Origin of the sequence: Phaeobacter sp. JH20_08 (assembly GCF_048056635.1) — a bacterium.
GTDB classification, from domain to species: Bacteria; Pseudomonadota; Alphaproteobacteria; order Rhodobacterales; family Rhodobacteraceae; genus Phaeobacter; species Phaeobacter bryozoorum.
The window spans coordinates 38146-59613 of the sequence record NZ_JAYMVV010000012.1; the positions used below are offsets into that span (position 1 = coordinate 38146).

General features: G+C 59.5%; 22 protein-coding genes. 7 read left to right on the plus strand and 15 right to left on the minus strand.

What is annotated here, in order from left to right:
- Positions 1-54: 54 nt before the first annotated feature.
- Entirely contained in the window at positions 55-990 is a 936-nt protein-coding gene (locus VWY75_RS13460; protein WP_416538113.1) for a threonine/serine dehydratase, read from the minus strand.
- A 193-nt stretch (positions 991-1183) separates the two neighbouring features.
- Between VWY75_RS13460 and VWY75_RS13465 the strand changes: the two genes are divergently transcribed.
- Positions 1184-2032 carry an LOG family protein gene (locus VWY75_RS13465; protein WP_340547209.1) on the plus strand — a complete coding sequence of 283 codons (849 nt, stop codon included), beginning with the start codon at positions 1184-1186 and terminating at the stop codon, positions 2030-2032.
- 79 nt (positions 2033-2111) lie between these two features.
- Here VWY75_RS13465 and VWY75_RS13470 read toward each other — a convergent pair whose 3' ends face one another.
- Positions 2112-2321 (minus strand): hypothetical protein, encoded by a 210-nt coding sequence (locus tag VWY75_RS13470; RefSeq protein ID WP_340547208.1) that lies wholly within the window; start codon positions 2319-2321, stop codon positions 2112-2114.
- Between the two features lie 506 nt (positions 2322-2827).
- On the opposite strand from VWY75_RS13470, the gene VWY75_RS13475 reads away from it, so the two are divergent.
- Positions 2828-4069: a metallopeptidase gene (locus VWY75_RS13475; protein WP_416538112.1), complete on the plus strand. Its 1242-nt coding sequence runs from the start codon at positions 2828-2830 to the stop codon at positions 4067-4069.
- A 30-nt stretch (positions 4070-4099) separates the two neighbouring features.
- Here the strand turns inward: VWY75_RS13475 and rlmN are convergent, their stop codons facing one another.
- From rlmN to VWY75_RS13490, 3 genes are all read right to left on the minus strand, one after another.
- Positions 4100-5284, minus strand: a complete 1185-nt coding sequence (gene rlmN / locus VWY75_RS13480) for a 23S rRNA (adenine(2503)-C(2))-methyltransferase RlmN (RefSeq protein ID WP_416538111.1) — start codon at positions 5282-5284, stop codon at positions 4100-4102.
- Between the two features lie 96 nt (positions 5285-5380).
- On the minus strand, positions 5381-5764 hold the full coding sequence (locus VWY75_RS13485; protein WP_416538110.1) for a lysozyme inhibitor LprI family protein: 384 nt from the start codon (positions 5762-5764) through the stop codon (positions 5381-5383).
- Positions 5765-5905: 141 nt separating this feature from the next.
- The gene (locus VWY75_RS13490; protein WP_340547204.1) at positions 5906-6436 is read right to left on the minus strand and encodes an invasion associated locus B family protein; all 531 of its coding nucleotides are present in this window, start codon (positions 6434-6436) and stop codon (positions 5906-5908) included.
- Positions 6437-6610: 174 nt separating this feature from the next.
- Between VWY75_RS13490 and VWY75_RS13495 the strand changes: the two genes are divergently transcribed.
- On the plus strand, positions 6611-7609 hold the full coding sequence (locus VWY75_RS13495; protein ID WP_416534301.1) for an asparaginase: 999 nt from the start codon (positions 6611-6613) through the stop codon (positions 7607-7609).
- 72 nt (positions 7610-7681) lie between these two features.
- Here VWY75_RS13495 and VWY75_RS13500 read toward each other — a convergent pair whose 3' ends face one another.
- The 5 genes from VWY75_RS13500 to serB form a co-directional block, all read right to left on the minus strand.
- Entirely contained in the window at positions 7682-7996 is a 315-nt protein-coding gene (locus tag VWY75_RS13500; protein WP_340547202.1) for a hypothetical protein, read from the minus strand.
- A gap of 62 nt (positions 7997-8058) precedes the next feature.
- Entirely contained in the window at positions 8059-8487 is a 429-nt protein-coding gene (locus VWY75_RS13505; RefSeq protein WP_416538109.1) for an SRPBCC family protein, read from the minus strand.
- Positions 8484-8804, minus strand: a complete 321-nt coding sequence (locus VWY75_RS13510) for an ArsR/SmtB family transcription factor (protein WP_340547200.1) — start codon at positions 8802-8804, stop codon at positions 8484-8486. Before VWY75_RS13510 ends, VWY75_RS13505 begins: the two co-directional genes overlap by 4 nt.
- Before the next feature lie 99 nt (positions 8805-8903).
- Positions 8904-9662 carry a TSUP family transporter gene (locus VWY75_RS13515; protein ID WP_416538108.1) on the minus strand — a complete coding sequence of 253 codons (759 nt, stop codon included), beginning with the start codon at positions 9660-9662 and terminating at the stop codon, positions 8904-8906.
- A gap of 4 nt (positions 9663-9666) precedes the next feature.
- Positions 9667-10542 (minus strand): phosphoserine phosphatase SerB, encoded by an 876-nt coding sequence (gene serB, locus VWY75_RS13520; RefSeq protein WP_416538107.1) that lies wholly within the window; start codon positions 10540-10542, stop codon positions 9667-9669.
- A 288-nt stretch (positions 10543-10830) separates the two neighbouring features.
- On the opposite strand from serB, the gene VWY75_RS13525 reads away from it, so the two are divergent.
- From VWY75_RS13525 to VWY75_RS13535, 3 genes are all read left to right on the plus strand, one after another.
- Positions 10831-12012 carry a phosphoserine transaminase gene (locus tag VWY75_RS13525; RefSeq protein ID WP_416534304.1) on the plus strand — a complete coding sequence of 394 codons (1182 nt, stop codon included), beginning with the start codon at positions 10831-10833 and terminating at the stop codon, positions 12010-12012.
- A 113-nt stretch (positions 12013-12125) separates the two neighbouring features.
- Positions 12126-13721, plus strand: a complete 1596-nt coding sequence (gene serA, locus VWY75_RS13530; protein ID WP_416538106.1) for a phosphoglycerate dehydrogenase — start codon at positions 12126-12128, stop codon at positions 13719-13721.
- A 96-nt stretch (positions 13722-13817) separates the two neighbouring features.
- On the plus strand, positions 13818-14546 hold the full coding sequence (locus VWY75_RS13535; protein WP_416534306.1) for a metallophosphoesterase family protein: 729 nt from the start codon (positions 13818-13820) through the stop codon (positions 14544-14546).
- Positions 14547-14621: 75 nt separating this feature from the next.
- On the opposite strand, the gene tdh is transcribed toward VWY75_RS13535, so the two are convergent.
- From tdh to VWY75_RS13550, 3 genes are all read right to left on the minus strand, one after another.
- A complete protein-coding gene (tdh, locus tag VWY75_RS13540; protein ID WP_416541646.1) occupies positions 14622-15650 on the minus strand; it encodes an L-threonine 3-dehydrogenase in 1029 nt (342 codons plus the stop codon).
- Positions 15651-15664: 14 nt separating this feature from the next.
- The gene (locus VWY75_RS13545; RefSeq protein ID WP_416537713.1) at positions 15665-16852 is read right to left on the minus strand and encodes a glycine C-acetyltransferase; all 1188 of its coding nucleotides are present in this window, start codon (positions 16850-16852) and stop codon (positions 15665-15667) included.
- Positions 16853-16972: 120 nt separating this feature from the next.
- On the minus strand, positions 16973-17539 hold the full coding sequence (locus VWY75_RS13550; protein WP_416537714.1) for a helix-turn-helix domain-containing protein: 567 nt from the start codon (positions 17537-17539) through the stop codon (positions 16973-16975).
- A gap of 137 nt (positions 17540-17676) precedes the next feature.
- Between VWY75_RS13550 and VWY75_RS13555 the strand changes: the two genes are divergently transcribed.
- Complete coding sequence (locus VWY75_RS13555; RefSeq protein WP_416537715.1) at positions 17677-18852, plus strand: acetyl-CoA C-acyltransferase family protein; 1176 nt, start codon at positions 17677-17679, stop codon at positions 18850-18852.
- 70 nt (positions 18853-18922) lie between these two features.
- On the opposite strand, the gene VWY75_RS13560 is transcribed toward VWY75_RS13555, so the two are convergent.
- Entirely contained in the window at positions 18923-20098 is a 1176-nt protein-coding gene (locus VWY75_RS13560; RefSeq protein WP_340547191.1) for an ABC transporter permease, read from the minus strand.
- 5 nt (positions 20099-20103) lie between these two features.
- Complete coding sequence (locus tag VWY75_RS13565) at positions 20104-21375, minus strand: ABC transporter permease (RefSeq protein WP_340547190.1); 1272 nt, start codon at positions 21373-21375, stop codon at positions 20104-20106.
- Positions 21376-21468 lie beyond the last annotated feature (93 nt).

Consider the following 21468-nt stretch of genomic DNA (forward strand, 5'->3'; position numbering starts at 1 on the left):
CGTCGCTCCGACGTCGGGGCTCGATCACAGATCCCGGCCCAGCGCTATGCAGGATCATGAGGTGCCTCCAACTGGATCATTGGCGATATTGCCACCGCAGAGCAGCACCGCAACCCGCTCACCTGCTGCCGGCTGGTAGATGCCGCTGGTCAGAGCAGCCAATGCGGTTGCCCCTGCCGGCTCCACCAGCAGGCGGCGTTCCTGCCACAGCGCCGTCTGGGCCGCGGTGATTGCATCGTCGGGCACCGTCACCGAGGTCACCGCATGTGATTGAGTCTCAGCCAGCTCGTAGCAGATATTACCGATCCGCCGCGCGCCGAGAGCGTTTGCAGCCACGCCTGAAACCTCAACATCGACGGGCTTGCCTGCGGCAAGCGCGCTAGTTAAGGCCGAACTGGTTTCCGGCTCAACCGCCACGATCTTCTTCGATCCGCCGTACCAGGCCATGGCGCCCGCTATAAGCCCGCCTCCGCCCACCGCAATCAATAGCGTGTCAGCCACGAGCCCCTGTGCGTCCCATTCCGCAAAGCAGGTGCCCTGCCCGATAACCGTTGCCGGTGCGTCATAGGCATGGACCTGCATTGCACCAGTCCGCTGCTCGTAGGCCTGCGCTTTCTCAAGGGCATTGGCATAGGCGCCCGGAACAACCTCGAGATCCGCGCCGCAGGCTCTGATCAATGCGATCTTTGCCGGGCCAGCCATTTCCGGAACATATACACGCGCGCGAAAGCCGAGCCTCTTGGCAGCGTAGGCGACCGCCGCGCCATGATTGCCGCCGGATGCAGCCACCAGCCCGGCCTCCGGCACCGATCCGCCCAAAAGCGTGTTGAAGGCACCACGCGCCTTGAAGCTGCCGGTGTGCTGCATATGCTCCAGCTTCATCATGATCGGATGGTCGAAGCCGAAGCCGACGGTTTCCAATATCGGTGTGCGCTGAATATACGGGCGGATCCGCGTTTCAGCGGCGCCAATATCTTGTGTCCAATGCATGAGCAGTCCTCTTTTCCCGTCGGCGCGCTGACCGTAAGCCCTGTGCCAGCTTGTGCAAGCCCTCCTTGCATCTTCGATGGGCTTCACCCCGGATCACCTTCATATCAAGGCGATGGATCCGGGCTAGCGTCATGCCCGCCAAAGCGGTAGAAATAGAACTCCGTATTTTTTGAAATAACATAGCAGGTTTGCAATGAATGACGATCGCCATAGCCGATTCCGGGATGCACATTCTGACAGGGATCGCGCCGAGCATATGCCATCGACACCGCAGACCGAATCTCCGGCATACCGGCTGGCCTTTGCAGACGAAGATTTTCTCTGTCGCGAGGAGCTGCGCCCGGTTCGGTTGCAGCTTGAGCTGCTGAAACCGCAGTTGATGCTGGATGAGCATGGTATCGAAAGCACCATCGTCATGTTCGGTGGTGCACGTATCCCGGCGCCAAAAGACAAGGCGCAAGCGCGCACGCAGACGCTTCGGGACCTGTCCCATTTCTATGATGAAGCTCGCAAGTTCGCCAAGCTCATGACCGAGAAATCAATGACCACAGGTGGCAGGAAAGATGTCATCGTGACCGGCGGCGGACCTGGGGTGATGGAAGCAGGCAATCGCGGCGCAGTTGACGCCGGCGGCGCCTCTGTCGGGCTGAATATCGTGCTGCCCCATGAGCAGGCGCCAAATGAATTTGTCACGCCGGAACTCTGCTTTAACTTCCACTATTTTGCGATCCGGAAGATGCATTTCCTGATGCGCGCCCGGGCCATTACCGTGTTTCCCGGCGGCTTTGGCACGCTGGACGAGATGTTCGAAAGCCTGACGCTGATCCAGACCGGCCGCATGGAACGCGTACCGTTCCTGCTGTTTGGCCGTGAGTTCTGGGAAAAAATCATCAACTGGGACGCTCTGGCGGATGCCGGAACCATCTCGGAGGAAGATCTTGACCTGTTCCGGTTCGTGGAAACCGCCGAGGAGGCGATTCACATCATCGACAATTGGGAGCCGGCACCGCCCCGTGACAGCTTGCCCGGTCGTAACGGCTGATTACCCAGGAATCCCCGTCGCGCGGCCAAGCGCGCGTGGCGGGGCCTGCCGAAAGGAACCGACTCTAGAAAGGGATGACTCAGGCGAATTCAGGCGGCAGAACACCCAGTGGCTTGCCGTGGGGCAGACGTGTCAGAACTTGCGCGCCTTCGATATCCTTGATCGCATAACCATAGCCACGCAGGCGAAACTTCCATTCACGCGGACTCAACGCCTTGCCACGTTCCTCGCGAACCAGATCCAATACGGTGGGCTCAATCGGCGCAGCGGCCGCTGTATGACTTGCCATGATCTCTTTCCCTTCCATCGACTGTCTACAATTTGGAAACTGTTCCGTCGGAATGGCGGAAATGTACCCGGATTGTGGAAATTTCTGGGCAGCACCGCGATTCTTGGTATGCGCAGCAGTAAATACGCGCCGACAACGCAAGATCAGACCAACTGGTGACGATTCAATCGGTGACCGCTCCTGTTCCCCGGTCGCGACAGTTCTCAATCATCAGAATCGGTCAAATTTAATGCTATTGTTCACAATGTGAGGCTTTGGCGCCGAAACGCCATTTTTCGCAGCCCCTAGGAGCGACATCCGAGAGGGAGCCAGGGCGATCAGGTTAAGCCTCTGAATAAACAGAAATATCAAGCGCATCACAGAACTGAAACTTGGGGTACCGACCGGCCCAGTTCGTTCCCATTCTATCTGTAGCGGCGTCGAGCGCCCCAAAAATTCCCCAAGAATCGGCCCATCAGCGCCACATTCATTGACCAGATTGACGACAACCCAAGTGGAGTTGTCGCATGCCCCGAGTTTCGGATTATTCAGCCCTTCTATACTACCTCGACGGCGACCACTTCCGTTGGAATGCCCCGGCAGATCTGGGAACGCAGGCCATCATCACCTACAGCTTTACCGAAACAGGTAGCCTCGCGGATCCGGCTGAGAGCGACCCCTATGGCGCGACCGAATATTGGGCCTTTGATGACGATCAACGCGATCTGTTTCGCGAAAGCCTGTCTCAATACGAAGATATTTCGGGGGTGCGTTTCATCGAAGTCGAAGGCCGAGGCATGATCAATGCCTTTGGCTCGACCGGTAGCACGGCGGGCGGCTGGGCCAATATTGCGATGTCCGGGGATGGCTTCACCGGTCGCGGTGACCTGACGATCGACACAGCCATCATGACCAAGGGTACCTATGGTTATGTTACGCTTTTGCATGAGGTTGGCCATGCCCTTGGCTTGCAGCATTCGCATGATGGCGGGCTGACGCTGGACCACCACGCCGACACGCCTGAAAACACGGTAATGACATACAATCACAGCCCTACATATGTAACGGAGCTGGGTACGTTCGACATTCAGGCGATGCAGCACGTTTATGGAAGCAGCGACAGCTTCGCAGGTTGGCAGATCCTCGGCGGTGGCAGTGATCCCATTATCATCCGAAGCACAAACGCGGCGGAAACGGTGATCGGCACCGACCAGAACACCACGATCAACGCCAGAGGTGGTAATGACCATGTTCAGGGGCGCGAGGCAGATGATACCCTGCGCGGTGCCGGTGGTAGCGATACTATAATCGGGGGCTTGGGCGAAGACCGGCTGTTCGGCGGCAGTGGTGCAGATCTCTTGATAGGCGGCACCACTGATGATGCCTATTCCGGCGGTAGCGATAGCGACATCCTCCACGGCAAGCGTGGGCACGACCTGCTCCATGGCGGATCCGGCGACGATCAACTGCTGGGCGGGGTCGGCCGTGACACGCTGGTCGGCGGCGATGGCAGCGATACGCTGACCGGCGGCTCCGGTGCGGATACTTTTGTCTTTGATCAGGCAGATGCCTATGACGTCAACCGGATCACCGACTTTGGCCGTGGCGCAGATGTGATTGACGTGTCTGGCCTCTGGATCGGCAGTCTCGACCAGCTCGACATCGTCGAAGATAACGGCAGCACCACCATCTCCTATTCCAATTGGTTCGAAGTGGAATTGACCAACTACACCGACACCCTCACGGGAGCGGATTTCATATTCAGTTGAGGCAGCCGGGGACCTGCCTGGAGGTCGAGGTCAGGGGTTTAGCCCCGCCTCGGCCTCAATCTGTTTACGGCTCTTGCGCGCACGCTCGGTAGCCGATTTCAACTGACCACAGGCCGCCAGAATGTCCTCGCCCCGTGGTGTACGGATCGGAGAGGCATAGCCAGCCTGATAAATAATGTTGGCAAAGGCGTGAATCCGGTTGTTTGACGAACGCGTATAGGGCGAACCTGGCCATTCATTGAATGGGATCAGATTGACCTTCGCCGGGATCCCATCAATCAGCTCAACCAGACGATGGGCGTCTTCGTCGCTGTCATTCACGCCGTTCAACATCACATATTCAAAAGTGATCCGCTCCGAATTGGTCAGGCGCGGATAGGCGCGGAGCGCGTCCAGAAGTGCTTCGATATTCCAGCGTTTGTTGATCGGTACCAGTTTGTCGCGCACCTCATCGGTGGTCGCATGAAAGGACACAGCCAGCAGGCAGCCGATTTCCTCGGCCGTGCGCGCGATTTCTGGCACCACACCGGAAGTTGACAGGGTAATGCGACGCCGCGACAGGCTGATCCCCTCGGGGTCCATCGCGATCTTCATCGCGTCGCGCACGTTGTCAAAGTTGTAGAGCGGCTCTCCCATCCCCATCAGCACGATATTCGACAGCAAGCGTGTCTCATCCTTGGGCGCACCGGGAACTGGCCATTCGTCCAGATCGTCACGCGCCATCATGATTTGGCCAACGATCTCGGCCGCCGTCAGGTTACGGACCAGTTTCTGCGTGCCGGTATGGCAGAACGAACAGGTCAGGGTGCAGCCCACCTGCGAGGAAATACACAGTGTACCGCGCCCTTCCTCAGGGATGTAGACCACCTCGACCTCATGGCCGCCAGCGATACGCACCAGATACTTGCGCGTGCCATCGGTAGAGACCTGTTTGCTCACCACCTCAGGAATCGCGATTTCAAAATGCTCGTCCAGCTGCGCGCGATAAGCCTTTGCGAGATTCGTCATCTCCGCAAAGTCGCGCTTGCCCCATTGATAGATCCACTGCCAGATCTGCCCGACCCGCATTTTGGCCTGCTTTTCCGGCGTACCATGTGCGATCAGTGTTTCCCGCAACTGGTCGCGGGTCAGACCTACTAGATTGATCTTGCCGCCCTCAGGCATCTTGCGAGGCAGGGTCAGGACGTCCTGGGTGATCGGCGCATTGGCGGTCATGGCAAAAAGACTCGGTCTGTTTGGGTGGATGCGGCTCTATATAGGATTCTTGCCAAAGATCAAAAGGAATCCTCCCGATTTTGCTTCGGCACTCTCTTACCGGGCGTAATCCATCAGCGCGTCGACCCGATCCCGTGTCAGGCCAATACGACAGGATAGAACCGCGATACCGGTTCCCGAACCGCCGGCAAAGGTCTCCCCGACAAACGTGCAATGATCGTCACGGAACGTCTCCCAGGATGCCTGCCCCGCCTCCAGTGCAGGGATTGCGGCAGGTCGTCCGGTGGTATCATCAAGTTCGGCCATCGTATTGCGGGCATAATCAAACGCCTGTGAAAGAGCCATATTGGCGCGGGTTTCATCCGCCTCAAGGCAGCTGCGCAGGTCAACCTGAGAAACAGCACCGCTGCATTCCATTGCAGGATCCGCCAGAACCGGCAACGGCAATGCCAGGGCGAGTGTGACGATGTGGCGCCGCATGATGTGGAACTCCTAGGGTGTCATGACAGATGTTATCGGGCCGGGCAAAACACCTCCGACCCGTTCGACAGCTCAAAACCCGGATGCAGGCCGGGTCTCCTCGCACGTGCGCGACGCTCTGGGAGCGACCGCCGAGCGCAATCAGTTACAGCGTTTTTCGGCGTCCTCGACCGCGGCGGTAAAGCCCAGGAGCGAGAACGTGTCCTTGGTCTGTGTCCCACGTGCGGACCGGGCTGTCAGAACAGCCTGCGCGCCACGTTTCATCGCGGTGATGATCTTGGCGTCATCCGCAGCCGTTGCAGGCCAGGCCCACTCACCCTCTGTGAACAGCTCAAATTCGGTATCGCCCACTGCGAGATTCACGGTTGAGCCCGGCGCAAAGGGATAGCCGCCGGTGAAAGTCACTTGCCCCTTGTCGCCGGTTTCTGGCCGATAGAAAACGAACAGTTGGATCTTGCCACGACGCACGGCTTTCACGCGGCCGTCACGGGTGTTTACGGTCTCTTTCGGAGCGGAGACACCCCAGCATTCCTTGGGACTTTCGCCTTGAAACACGCTCCAGTCGACATTGCTCGCGACGCGATTGTCAGATTCTGCCTGCTGTGCGGATGCGCTGGTGGCCATTGCGGCCAGACACAGGCCCGCGACGCAGCGGACGAGTTTTGATGCCATTTGTCCCAACTCCAAAGACTGTCGTTACCTCAAATAAGCCAGGGTACATGCGGCGTTACCTTCGCCGTCTGGTCCCGATCCCCTCGCTTGTGTACTCATACACACTATCGTAACTATCGCCACGTGTGAAAGCCCGTTTTGGCGGGAAATTGCCAACAGGAAAGGCGTTTTGTGATGACCAAACCCGTACCGATGACTGAAGTGTGGCGCGGTCCGCTCTTGGAAAGCCTGCATCTGGGCCATGCCGTTGTCTGTAACGCCAAGGGAGAGATCGTGCGCAGCTGGGGCGATCCCGACGCGATTATTTACCCGCGCAGTTCCGCCAAGATGATCCAGGCGCTGCCTCTGATCACATCGGGCGCAGCGGCAAAATACGGGCTGACCTCTGAGCAGCTCGCCCTCGCCTGTGCTTCGCACAATGGTGCCGAGATTCACACCAGCCGCGTCAACGCCTGGCTGGATCAGCTGTCCATGACCGATCATGATTTCCGCTGCGGCCCGCAGCTGCCAGACGATATTCCGGCGCGAAACGCGCTAATCAAAACCGATACAAGCCCGTGTCAGGTTCACAATAACTGCTCCGGCAAGCATGCAGGCTTTCTGACGCTGTCCCAGCACCTGGGGGCCGGACCCGAATATGTAGAGATCGACCATCCGGTACAACAGGCCTGCCGCAGCGCCTTTGAGCAGGTGACCGACGAATCCAGCCCTGGCTATGGCATTGACGGGTGTTCAGCGCCGAATTTCGCAACCTCCGTGAAGGGTCTGGCACGGGCGATGGCCTGGTTTGCCTCCGCCTCTGACCGTTCGGACCGCGATGCCGATGCCGCGCAGCAGCTGGTGGCCGCGATGACAGCGCATCCCGAACTGGTCGCTGGCGAAACCCGCGCCTGCACCAACCTTATGCGTGCGATGGGTGGCAAGGTCGCGATCAAAACCGGCGCTGAAGCCGTCTTCATCGCCATCCTGCCCGAACAGAAACTGGGTGTGGCGCTGAAGATCACCGACGGTGCCACCCGCGCCAGCGAATGCGCAATTGCAAGTATTCTGGTGGGGCTGGGCGTTCTGGATGCCGACCATCCGGCAACACTGAAATATCGCAACGCCCCCCTGATCAATCGCCGAGGCATCGACTGTGGTTCGATCCGGCCCTCAGCTGAAATGCAGTTCTGACCAAAGATTGCCCCGGCACGCAGAACGCGGACCGGGGCAATCAAAGGCGTGTTCCAAGACAGCTATATGTGGTCACATTTCGATGATTTCGGCGACCTCAACAGAACCATCACCGCTGGTCACCATCGGGCAGCCATTGGCCATTTTACAGGCGGCATCTATGTCGACCGCTTCGACCACGGAATAGCCGGAGAGCGGATTGGCACCACCGTTGTCCGCGACGCCAGACTTCTGAACCGTCTTTGACATGCCGACAGGATTCCCCGGCACGACAAGCGCGTCTCCCATCCCGCCCATCCAGGTTTTCCAGGCATCCATGACCTTGGCGCCCTCTTCCGGTGTCTCCGGTGTCTTGCCGCCGTGATATGCAAAAATGAACTGTGGCATTGGGTACTCCTCCCCTGTTTAGGTCTTCGTTAAAACAGCTTCTCATTGTCGCAAGCCCGCAATCACGGGAGCTTGGACACCAGTTTTCGCAGAGACGATTCCCATCCGACCCGGTGGTTTTCGGCCATCTCCGAGTTGTCCAGATCCCGATGATCAACAATCAGCCGAGCACCCGTCTCAATAGCTTCAACGGTGAGGGTGACATGGCTTTCGTGCCCGCGCGCGCCTGCTTCGTCGTGCCACGCCCAGGTAAATCCGATCGACTGCGGCGGACGCACATGGGTGACCACACCTGAGACATGATAACGGTCTCCATCGGCATTCATCATGACCGTGGACCACGGCCCCTCCTGATGGAAATTCAGCGTATGCTCAGGCACGGTCAGCCCCTCTGGTCCCCACCATTGCAGGAGCTTCTCGGTATCGCTGATCCAGGCAAACAGCCGGTCCGGCGACACCTGGAATTCGCGTTCCAAGCGCAAATCCGTCATTCCATTTCCTCCCTTAGTGCTGCTTCCAGCCGATCGAGGCTGCTTTGCCAGAACGATTGCCGCGACAGGGTCCAGTCTGCGATCAGCTTCAGTCCCTCAGGCCGCGCTGAATACAATCGGCGTGTCCCATCGGCGCGTTGCGCCACCAATCCAGCCTCACGCAATACCTTGAGATGGCGCGAGATCGCCGGCGCAGTGATGCCCGATCCCCGCACCAGATCGCCGGCTGGCAGTTCTCCGTGTTCCATCAGCTGTTCGATGATGGCCATACGCGTGCCGTCAGAGAGGGCGGAGAATGATTTGAGTAATGGAGTCATACTCAATATTAACACATGAGTTAATTAATGGATAGGTTAAATTTTATCTCAGCAGTGTCGTGGTCCCGTCTTACCTCGTTGACGCCGACGTTCAGAAGATCACAGCATGTCCCACAGCAGCCGCAGCGCCAGAACAACTGAGGTCAGAACCAGCAATGGCTTGATCATGCGAGCGCCCTGCTTCTGCGCCAACCCGGCACCGACCCGGGCACCGGCGATCTGCGCGATACCCATCGCCAATCCAACGCCCCACCATGGCGTCGCAACAAAAGCAAAGGCCAGCAGTGCTCCGGCATTGGACGCGAAATTCAGTAGTTTCGTATGTGCCGTCGCACGCAGGATGCCAAGCCCGGCCAGAGACACAAAACCAAGCATGTAGAAGCTGCCAGCACCCGGCCCCAGCAACCCGTCGTAGAAACCGCAGAGCGGCACGATGGTGGCAGCAAATATCGCTGGCGACAGGCGCCGCGCCCGATCGCTGTCATCAAGCCCCTTCTTGGTGGCAAAGAACACGGCAATTCCGATCAGCAACAGCGGTAGGATCCACCGGATCCACGTCGTCGGCAGCACCGAAATCAACAGCGCGCCGCAGATTGACGCAATACCTGCAATCAGCGCAGATCCAGCCTGCCCGCGCAAATCGACGTGACCGCCGCGCGCATAGCTGAGGGCAGCGGTGGCCGCCCCGAACAATCCCTGAATCTTGTTGGTGGCAAGGGCGGTGATTGGGTTGGCCCCAGCCAAGAGCAGAACTGGCACCGTGATCAACCCGCCGCCACCGGCTATGGCATCAATGAACCCAGCCGCAAACCCTGCTGCCAGCAACAGCAGCAGGACTTCAAACCCAACCTCGAACATAATATCAGCCTTTGAAATCGCTCAGGGCATAGCCCTGAATATAAAGAAGCGCCGTCAGGTCACCGTGGTTGATACGAATGTCGCATTCTGCGGCAACCGATGGTTTGGCATGGAGTGCTACACCTGCACCGGCACGCCCCAACATGCCAAGATCATTCGCACCATCGCCAACCGCCATGACATCCGCCTCGGTCAATCCCAGACGCGCAATGATCTGCTCTAGCGCGTCGACCTTGGCGGCCCGCCCCAGGATCGGCAGACCGACCTCACCGCTGAGGACGCCATCCGCCACAAGCAGCGTGTTTGCCCGGTTCTCATCAAAACCCAACCGATCCGAAACGCATTCGGTAAAGGCGGTAAAACCACCAGACACCAGGGCGGCATAGGCTCCATCGGCCTTCATCGTTGCCAGCAGCGTGGGGCCGCCCGGCATCAGCGTGATACGGTGATCCAGAACCTGATCAATCACCGCGACGGGCAAACCTTTCAGCAGCGCGACACGCTCCCGCAGGGCACCGTCGAAATCCAGCTCACCGTTCATGGCCCGCGCCGTGATCTCCTTCACCTGCGCACCCACACCGGCCTCTTCGGCCAGTTCGTCAATGCACTCCTGCCGGATCATGGTGGAGTCCATATCCGCCAGCAGCATCTTCTTCCGGCGCCCCGCTGTCGGCTGGATCACCAGATCCACGCCGAGATCCTGCAGATCCGCCCAAACGTCCCAGTGATTATCCGGCCGCACCTGCAGAGAGAATTCAGCCGCAATATCCGGTGCCAGCCACTGCACATCACCTCCCCCCCAGGCATTGCGCAGCGATTCGGTTAGCGCGGGTGCAAGGCAGGGGGTTTGCGGATTGCAAAGCAGGGTGGCGACAAACATGGCAAGCTCCATCGGGCAAGGATGCGCCCGTCATACGCCCGCAAGCCATCCATCGCCAAGCCCCCGATTCCACCCTGCCCTCACAACTGTGCTGCGGGTGTCTCACATTGCCATCGCCCGCCGCCCAGCGTGCCATCTGTTTCCGAAAGGCGTCAGAATGCGTCGCTATTGATTCCGATATAGCCGCTATTTGTCATTTTCCCTGTTGCCCAGCCGGATTTCAGCCAGTAGCCCTATCAGCGGGACACCTCTCCCCAACGAGAGGCGCTTATCTGGAAGGATAGCATTATGGCTATTGAAGAACCGGCGTTGCACGCAACCGTGCACGAACCTACCGCGCGACCTGCCAATCCGCGTTTCTCCTCCGGCCCCTGTGCCAAACCCCCCGCATTTGATCTGACCAAGCTTGCTGGCGCTCCTCTGGGACGCAGCCACCGTGCCGCTGTCGGCAAGGACAAGCTGCTGGCCGCGATCGAAGGCACGCGCGAAATTCTCGGCGTACCGGCGGACTATAAGATCGGGATCGTTCCTGCTTCTGACACCGGTGCGGTCGAGATGGCAATGTGGAACCTGCTGGGCGCCCGCGGAACCGAAATGCTGGCCTGGGAGAGCTTTGGCGCAGGATGGGTGACCGATGTGGTGAAACAGCTGAAGCTGGACGCTACCGTCAAGACCGCTGACTATGGTGAGCTGGTTGATCTGGCCACAGTCGATTTCACCAAGGACGTCGTTTTCACCTGGAATGGCACCACCTCCGGTGTGCGCGTCCCAAACGGCGACTGGATCCCCGCTGATCGCGAGGGCCTCACAATCTGTGACGCCACCTCCGCCGCCTTCGCGCAGGATCTGCCTTGGGACAAACTGGATGTGACAACCTTCTCCTGGCAGAAGGTGCTGGGCGGCGAAGCGGCGCACGGCATGATCATCCTCAGCCCCCGCGCGGTTGAACGACTGGAAAGCTACACTCCCGCCTGGCCTCTGCCGAAGATTTTCCGCCTGACCAAGGGCGGCAAGCTGATAGACGGTATTTTCAAAGGCGCGACCATCAACACTCCCTCGATGCTCGCCGTTGAGGATTATCTTCTCGCGCTGGACTGGGCGCGGTCCGTCGGCGGCCTTGACGGGCTAAAGGCCCGCGCCAACGCCAATGCACAGGCAATCTTCAATTTCTGCGCCGCCAAGCCATGGCTTGCGAATCTGGCAGCCGACCCTGCCACCCGCTCCAATACATCGGTTTGCCTGAAGTTCACCGATGCGCGCATTGCAGATGGTGCTGCCTTCGCCAAGGCTGTTGCCAAACGTCTCGAAGCCGAAGATGTCGCCTTGGACATAGGCGCCTATCGGGATGCCCCTGCCGGTCTGCGCATCTGGTGCGGCGGCACCGTCGAAACCTCTGATATCGAGGCCATGCTGCCCTGGCTTGAATGGGCGTTTGAGGCTGAAATCGCGGCTCAATCCGCCGCAGCCTGACCCCCAAGCGCCTGCCCCGCACCAACTGGGCAGGCATCAGACGACTTGCCGCCGACACAGGCGTTTCACCCAGACATTCGGCCCGACCGGCCCCCGCATGAAGGACCCCACTCATGGCTCCCAAAGTTCTCATCTCCGACAAACTCTCTGAAGCTGCTGTTCAGATCTTTCGTGATCGCGGCATCGATGTTGATTTTCAGCCGGACCTTGGCAAAGACAAGGACAAGCTGGCCGCGATCATCGGCGATTACGACGGTCTCGCGATCCGCTCCGCGACGAAAGTCACCCAGAAAATCCTCGACAATGCCACCAATCTCAAGGTGATCGCACGCGCTGGCATCGGGACGGACAATATTGACAAGGATGCCGCCTCTCAGAAGGGCGTGATCGTGATGAACACGCCCTTTGGCAACATGATCACCACCGCGGAGCACGCCATCGCCATGATGTTCGCCGTCGCCCGACAGATCCCCGAGGCCTCGGCCTCCACCCATGCCGGCAAATGGGAAAAATCCAAATTCATGGGCGTTGAGCTGACCAACAAGACCCTCGGAGTGATCGGGGCCGGCAACATTGGCGGTATCGTCTGCGACCGCGCCCGCGGCCTGAAGATGAAAGTGGTCGCCTATGATCCGTTTCTCAGCCAGGAGAAAGCTGACAAGATGGGTGTTGAGAAGGTTGACCTGGACGAGCTGCTCGCCCGCACCGATTTCATCACCCTGCACGTGCCGCTGACCGACCAGACCCGGAATATCCTGTCCAAGGAGAACCTGGCCAAAACCAAGAAAGGCGTGCGTATCATCAACTGCGCCCGTGGCGGTTTGGTGGATGAAGCGGCGCTGGCGGAGCTGCTGACCTCAGGCCATGTCGCCGGTGCTGCTTTTGATGTCTTCTCCGAAGAACCGGCCATGACCAACCCGTTGTTTGGCCTTCCAAATGTAGTCTGCACCCCCCATCTCGGTGCAGCCACCAGCGAAGCCCAGGAAAACGTTGCCCTTCAGGTTGCCGAGCAGATGTCGAATTACCTGCTTGACGGCGCGGTTGAGAACGCATTGAACATGCCTTCGATGACCGCCAAGGAGGCGCGCGTGATGGGCCCATGGGTGGCGCTTTCCGGGCATCTCGGTGGCTTCATCGGTCAGATGACGGATGAACCCATTCAGGCCATCAACATCCTCTATGATGGCGTGGCCGCCGAGATGAACCTTGCGGCACTGAACTGCTCGGTGGTCGCGGGCATCATGAAGAAGCTCAATCCCGATGTGAACATGGTCTCCGCGCCCGTGGTGGCCCGCGAACGTGGCATTCAGATTTCCACCACCAATCAGGACAAATCCGGCGCCTTCGACGGCTATATCAAGGTCACGGTTGTGACCAGCAAGCGTGAGCGTTCAGTGGCCGGGACGGTGTTCTCGGATGGCAAACCTCGTTTCATCCAGATCAAGGGCATCAATATCGACGCAGAGGTGGGCGCACACATGCTCTATACCACCAACGAGGATGTGCCCGGGATCATCGGTACCCTCGGTCGCATTCTGGGCGATATGGGAGTGAATATCGCCAACTTCACGCTTGGCCGTTCGCAGGCCGGCGGTGAGGCGATCGCACTGCTCTACGTTGATGAACCGGTACCGGCTGCGGCTCGCGCGGCCTTGGCGGAAACCGAGTTTTTCAACCAGATCAAGCCGCTGCAGTTTGATGTCAGCTGATCCCTAGCCTATCAGAGATTTCAATGAATGCGCCGCCGAGCTATGAAGGCGGCGCATTTCTCGTTTGGCACCATGAATATCCCGCAGGAGAGTCCCATGACCGCCCCAATATATGCAATCGGCGATATCCACGGCCAGCTTGGGATGCTGGAAGAGGCTCTGGACCTGATCGAGGCAGATGGCGGGCGCGATGCGTCGGTGGTCTTCCTGGGCGACTTCATTGATCGCGGCCCCGACAGCCGGGGGGTGATCGATCACCTGATCACCGGGCAAAAGGACGGTCGCAACTGGATAACCCTATTGGGCAATCACGACCGCATGTTCGCCTGGTTCATGGAGGATACGCCGCGCCACGACCCGCATATGCTGGTGGGCTATCACTGGTTGCACGACCGTATCGGTGGTCTCGAAACGCTCGAAAGCTACGGAGTGACCTTCCCAGAGCGAACCCGTCTTGCCGACGTCCATGCCGAGGCGAGAGCCGCGGTCCCCGACAGCCATGTCGCCTTTCTGAAACGTTTGACAACCATGCATCAAACCAGCGATCTCGCTTTCGTCCACGCAGGAATCCGGCCTGGCGTTGCGCTGGAAAACCAGATCGAAAATGATCTGGTCTGGATACGCCAGTCCTTTCATCAGGAACGCGCCCCCCACCCCAAGCTTATCGTTCACGGTCACACTCCGGTGGAGCGCGCTACACATTATGGCAATCGCGTGAACCTCGACAGCGGCGCCGGTTTCGGCAAACCGCTCAGCACAGCCGTTTTCGAATCCGGCCTGGTCTGGTTGCTCACCAGCAAAGGCCGACAGGCCCTCACCCCATAAGCCCATCTTCTGGCTTCAAATATCCTGGGGGTGAGCGCCAGGGGCGCGAGGGGGCAAAGCCCCCTCTTCCCGACATCACGTCCAGTCCAGCACCACCTTGCCGCTGGAGCCGGATTTCATCGCCGCAAAGCCTTCGGCGAAATCATTGACGCTGAACCGGTGGGTGATGACCCGGCTCACATCCAGCCCGTTCTGTAGCATTGCGATCATCTTGTACCAGGTCTCGAACATCTCGCGCCCGTAGACGCCTTTGATGGTGATCGCCTTGAACACGATCCGTGACCAGTCGACCGGCGATTTGCCCGGCGGAATGCCCAGGAGTGCAATCTTGCCGCCCATTACCAGCGCCTCCACCATTTGGTCGAGTGCCGCCTGGCTGCCGGACATCTCCAGCCCAACGTCGAACCCCTGTTTCAGCCCCAGCTCCCGCACCACGTCCTGCAGGTCTTCCTGTGCCACGTTCACCGCACGCACCGTCGGCACCACATGTTCAGCCAGCGCAAGCCGGTCCGGGTTGATATCGGTGATCACCACATGCCGCGCGCCGGCATGTTTCGCCACCGCCGCCGCCATGATGCCGATGGGGCCCGCGCCGGTGATCAGCACATCCTCCCCCAAGAGGTCAAAGCTCAGCGCGGTATGCACCGCATTCCCAAGCGGGTCGAGGATGGCGCCGATCTCATCCGGGATATCCTCCGGCAGCGGCACCACGTTGAAGGCCGGCAGTTTCAGATACTGCGCAAAGGCCCCCTGCTCGTTCACCCCGATGCCGCGGGTGCCCGGGTCCAGGTGGAACTTGCCGGCCCGGCTCTGGCGCGAGTCGGTCTTGATCAGATGCCCCTCGCCGGAGCAGCGCTGCCCCACCGTCAGATCGGTGACATTGCGGCCGATCTCGACAATCTCGCCCGCGAACTCATGGCCGGTGATCATTGGCACCGGCACGGTGTGCGCGGCCCATTCATCCCAGTTCCAGATGTGGATGTCGGTGCCGCAGATGCCGGTCTTCTTCACCTTGATCAGCACCTCGTCCGGGCCGATCTCGGGCACCGGCGCCTGCACCATCCACAGACCCTCCTGCGGATGGCTCTTTTCCAGCGCCTTCATCGTGTTCGGACGGCTCATGACAGGATCCCCAATTCCTTGCCCACCTTGCCAAAGGCGGCCAATGCACGGTCCAGCTCATCCCGTGTCAGCGCCGCATTCATCTGAGTGCGGATCCGCGCCTGGCCGCGCGGCACCACAGGGAAGAAGAAGCCGGAGACATAGACGCCCTCGTCAAACAGCCTTGCCGCCATGTCCTGCGCCAGCTGCGCCTCGCCCAGCATCACCGGGATGATCGGATGCTCACCCGGCAGCAGGTCAAAGCCCAGTTTCTCCAGCCCCGCGCGCCAGTATTTCGCATTCTCGAACAGCTGCGCCCGCAGCCCGTCACCTTCCTCCACCAGCCGGATCGCTTCCAGCCCGGCAGCAACAATTGATGGCGGCAGCGAATTGGAGAACAGATAGGGCCGCGCCCGCTGCCGCAGCAGGTCGATCACTGGCTGCGGCCCGGCGATGTAACCGCCGATGGCCCCCCCAAGTGCTTTGCCCAATGTCCCGGTGACGATATCCACGTCCACTCCGAAATGCTCCGGCGTGCCGGCGCCTGTTGCGCCCATGAAGCCGGTCGCATGGCAGTCATCGACCATCACGATGGCATCGTATTTGTCCGCCAGCGCCCGGATCTCCGGCAGCTTCGCCAGATAACCGTCCATTGAGAACACGCCGTCGGTGGCGATCATGATATGCCGCGCGCCGTCCTCGCGAGCCTGTTTCAGCCAGGCCTCCAGATCGTTCATATCGCTGTTCAGGTAGCGGTAGCGCTTCGCCTTGCACAGCCGGATACCGTCGATGATCGAGGCATGGTTCAGGCTGTCGGAAATGATCGCATCCTCCGGCCCCAAGAGCGGCTCGAACAGCCCGCCATTGGCGTCGAAACAGGCAGCAAACAGGATTGCATCATCTTTCCCGAGGAACTTCGCCAGCCGCTGCTCCAGCTCCCGGTGAATGTCCTGGGTGCCGCAGATGAAGCGAACGGAAGCCATCCCGAACCCTTTGTCATCCATTACGCCGCGCGCAGCAGCGATGAGGTCGGGGTGATCTGCAAGGCCAAGGTAATTGTTGGCACACAGGTTGATGACCGCCGCATCCCCAACCCTGATCTCGCCCCCCTGAGGGGAGGTGATCATTCGTTCCCGCTTGTAAAGACCATCAGCTTTGATCTCTTCCAGGGTCTTGGAGATGTCGGTCAGAAAATCAGTAGACATGCGGAAACTCCTTCTCGTTCGAGTCGGAGTTCTAGCATAGCGGAAAAATTTCCGGAATAGGGGATTTCAAGATAGTGGACAAAAATCCGTCAAAATGGAAGGCGCGCCTATTCTTGCCAATCACGCATTCTTCACGATCAGAAACAGACGTGCCGGACCGTCCTGTGCAGCGATGGAATGCGTCACATCTGCAGCATAGCGGGCGGTATCCCCTGCGTGCAGCCGTTCGGTCGCACTGCCCGAACAGAGCGCAACAGTCCCGGCGAGAACCGTCAGGTGTTCGACCGTTCCGCGCCCATGAGGCTGGCTGTTCAATGCGCCCCCTTCTTTGAGCCGGATATCGTAGACCTCGTGGCCGCCGGCGTCTTCAGGTGGAGAAAGAATGCGGATCAGACAGCCCTCCCCCATGTTTTCAATGGAGGGGACATCGCCATCGCGCAGGACTTCGATCCGGTCCTGTGCCTCTTGACTGTCCAGCAGCCCCGCAAAATCCACCTGTAACGCACGCGTCAGGTTCCACAGGGTCGCAATCGTTGGTGAGCTCTCGCCGCGTTCAATCTGGCTCACCATGGAGCGGCTGACACCGGAGAGATTGGCCACAGCCTCCAGGCTGAGGCCCTGGGCACGACGCGCCTCTTTCAGGCGGGCGGGCAGAAGCGTCAGGATATCGTCTACATTTTCCGTCATGGCGGAATCTCTGCGCCTTTGAAATCCATTTGTCAAACAGGAGCGGCATCAGGGCTAAACTATTATGACGGCACGTTTCGCAGGACAGGCCATGCTGCATCTGCATAATCAGCGCGAAACTCATGAGGAGAGAGACCATGACCGATATCGTGATCCTGGATGGCGCCCGTACAGCCATCGGCACCTTTGGTGGATCGCTGGCGGGCACCACCCCAATTGATCTGGCAACCGTGGCATCCAAAGCCGCTATGGAACGTTCCGGCGTTGAGCCGGGGCAGATCGGAAATGTGGTCTTTGGCCATGTGATCAATACCGAACCGCGCGACATGTACCTGAGCCGTGTCGCTGCGATGCAGGCCGGCATTCCGAACGGTACGCCTGCGATGAACGTGAACCGCCTCTGCGGCTCAGGTGCACAGGCGATTGTCTCCGGCATCCAGTCGCTGATGCTGGGCGACGCGGAATTTGCCCTCACCGGTGGCGCCGAAAACATGTCACGCAGCCCCTTCATCGTACCTAGCGCCCGCTGGGGGCAGAAAATGGGCGATGCCCGCGCGCTCGACATGATGCTGGGCGCCTTGAACTGCCCCTTTGGGACCGGTCACATGGGGGTGACCGCAGAAAACGTCGCGGATGAGCATGACATCACGCGCGCCCAGATGGATGAATTTGCGCTGACCAGCCAGACCCGCGCCGCTGCGGCAATCGAGGCCGGGCATTTTGCCAGCCAGATCACGCCGGTCGAGGTCAAGGTGAAGCGTGACATGGTGGCCTTTGAGGTAGATGAACACCCCAAGGCCAGCACAATGGAAACACTTGGCGGCCTGAAACCGGTGTTCAAGAAGGACGGCCGTGTCACTGCTGGCAACGCAAGCGGCATCAACGATGGTGCCGCCGCAATCGTCATGGCCACAGCTGAGGCTGCCCAGAAAGCTGGCCTGAAGCCCAAGGCCCGTATTCTGGGCTACGCCCATGCGGGTATCCGCCCTGAAGTGATGGGAATCGGTCCGGTGCCTGCTGTGCAGAACCTGCTGAAGAAAACCGGGCTCTCCGCCAGCGACTTTGACGTGATCGAATCGAACGAAGCCTTTGCCGCGCAGGCGCTGGCCGTGAACAAGGAATTGGGACTGGATCCGGCCAAGGTAAACCCGAATGGCGGCGCGATTGCGCTTGGCCATCCGGTGGGCGCAACTGGCGCGATCATCACGCTGAAGACACTTTACGAGCTGGAGCGGATCGGCGGCTCCAAGGGGCTCATCACCATGTGCATTGGTGGCGGCCAGGGTATCGCCCTCGCAATCGAACGCCTCTGATCCCCGCATCCGCTGAAACGCAAAAAGGCCCCGTTTCTCACCGGGGCCTTTTTGTTGGATGACGCTGATATCAGCTCGGGCTCATGCCGCGCAGACGCTCCGACCGGCGACGCAGCATCTCGACCACCGTCAGCAGGCAGATCGACACCACGACCAGAATGGTCGCAACCGCCAGAATGGTCGGCGAAATCTGTTCGCGCAGGCCGGTGAACATCTGCCAGGGCAGGGTTTTCTGCCCGGCAGACCCGACAAAGAGCACAACGACAACTTCATCAAAGGAGGTGATGAAGGCAAACAGACCACCAGAAATCACGCCGGGCAGGATCAGCGGCATCTGCACGCGGAAGAAGGTGGTGACCGGACCGGCCCCCATATTTGCAGCCGCACGCGTCAGAGACCGGTCGAAACCAACCAGAGTGGCGGTCACGGTAATGATCACAAACGGAATACCAAGGGCTGCATGCGCCAGAACCACACCGAAGTATGTCCCCTGTAGACCAATCCGGCTGTAGAAGAAATACATCCCGGCAGCCGAGATGATCAGCGGCACGATCATCGGCGAAATCAGAATCGCCATAATTGCCCGACGGAAGGGCACATGCGGCTGGCTGAGGCCAATGGCGGCCAGCGTACCGAAACCCACCGACAGAATGGTCGCCATCGGCGCGATCTTGATGGAGTTCCACATCGCCTGCTGCCAGTCGGCATTGGTGAAGAAGTCACGATAGTGCTTCAGCGAATAGCCTTCGGGATCGAATTGCAGCATCTCCGGCGTGAAGGTGAAGAAATCCTGAGCGTTGAACGACAGTGGCATCACCACAAGGATCGGCGTGATCAGAAAAACGAAGACCGCCCCGCAGATTACCCGAAACGTATAGTGCCAAAGCACCTGGCCAGGTGTGAGATATGGCGCCAGATGCACACGGTAGCGTGACGTCGAGAGCCAGAAGATGAACCAGCCGACAAAGGCACCGAACAGTATACCGATGACGGCCGAGGGCAGCCCGCCCATTACAAAGCCTGCGATGGCAAAGGCTGCGATCAGGATCCATCGGATCAGCCGCTCCTGATCGCGAAGCCCCGCCAAGACAAAGCCCAGCCCGCCAACAAGAGCAGCGCCGATCAGTACCCCCAGAAGGCCAGAGCCCTGCGCAGTGCCGACAAACAGGCCGAAGAAGGCGCCGGCCGCCGCAGCGACCATCGCCACGAAACCAGGAGTTTGGTTTTCAACAGGTGTCAAAGCCATGTGTCTTATCCCAGTTTCACGTTGTCGATACCGACAATCTTGTCATAGGCCCAGTAGAGCGCGAGTACGACGACCAGCAGAATAGTGCCAAGCGCGGCCGCAAGGCCCCAGTTGAGCGACTGCGAGATGTGGAAAGCGATCCGGTTCGAGATGAAGACACCTTTGGTGCCGCCGACCAGCTCCGGCGTGATGTAGTAGCCAATCGCCAGAATGAAGACGAGGATCGAACCCGCACCGATACCCGGCACAGACTGCGGGAAGTAGACCCGCCAGAACGCCGTCCAGTTGGTGGCGCCAAGAGACTTGGCAGCGCGCAGATAGGACGGATTGATCGTCTGCATCACCGAATACATCGGCAGGATCATGAACGGCAGCAGAATGTGGGTCATCGCCACGATCGTACCGAACTGGTTGTTGATCATCACAAGGCGCGCATCATCTGCGACCAGTCCCAGCCAGACCAGCGTGTCATTGATGACGCCCTGCTGCTGCAGCATGACCTTCCAGGCCGATGTTCGTACCAGAAGCGACGTCCAGAACGGCAGCAACACCAGGATCATCAGCAGGTTTGCGGATCTTGACGGCAAATTCGCCAGGATCCAGGCCACCGGATATCCAAGTATGATGCAGCTCACCGTAATCGCCAACGACATGATCAGTGTCCGCAGGAACAATGTTCCATAGATCCGCTCGTTCTCGGGTCGCAGCTCTGCCCCTTCTGCGCCTTTCTGGAAATCAGCCGCATTCAGAAAATAACCGTTGGTATAGGCCCCAGAGTAAGTCTGGATAGTGCGCCAGACCTCCGGGTCGGTCCAGTCCTTGTCAATCTTGAAGAACTGCTCCTTGAACGGACCATCCTGAGCCAGATCCCAACGCTTGACCTTGCGCCCGGCCTTGCGGAACAGCGAGGAAATGCCGGGGTTTTCGTAGTTCAGGCGCGAGCCGACGCGCGTATGGGTTTTCTCCTCGGCGGCGACCTGAAGGTCGGCAGCCAATGCGGCAAACACAGCCTCATCCGGAGCTTGCCCGGAGTTTGCATCCCAATCCTGAAGCGCGACAACGGTCTTGGGCAGGGTGTCAGAGACGATCCTATTCTCAACCGAGCGGAACAGCATATCAGCAATCGGGAGAATGAAGGTCAGAAGAACAAACAGCAGAAGCGGCGCGATCAGCATCAGGGCGCGAATTTTCTGCATCCGGAGAGCTCGGGCCAGGCTACGCTTCAGCGGCGTGCCATCGGCGGCCAAGACCGGTCCGGTGTGGGTGGTATCGCTCATGGGTAGGAGCCCCCGTCGGAATTTTTTGTTGGTGGAGAAGGGGCTGCGCGCCAGGCACACAGCCCCTTCCCGATAATGTCAGTATCTGTTCGC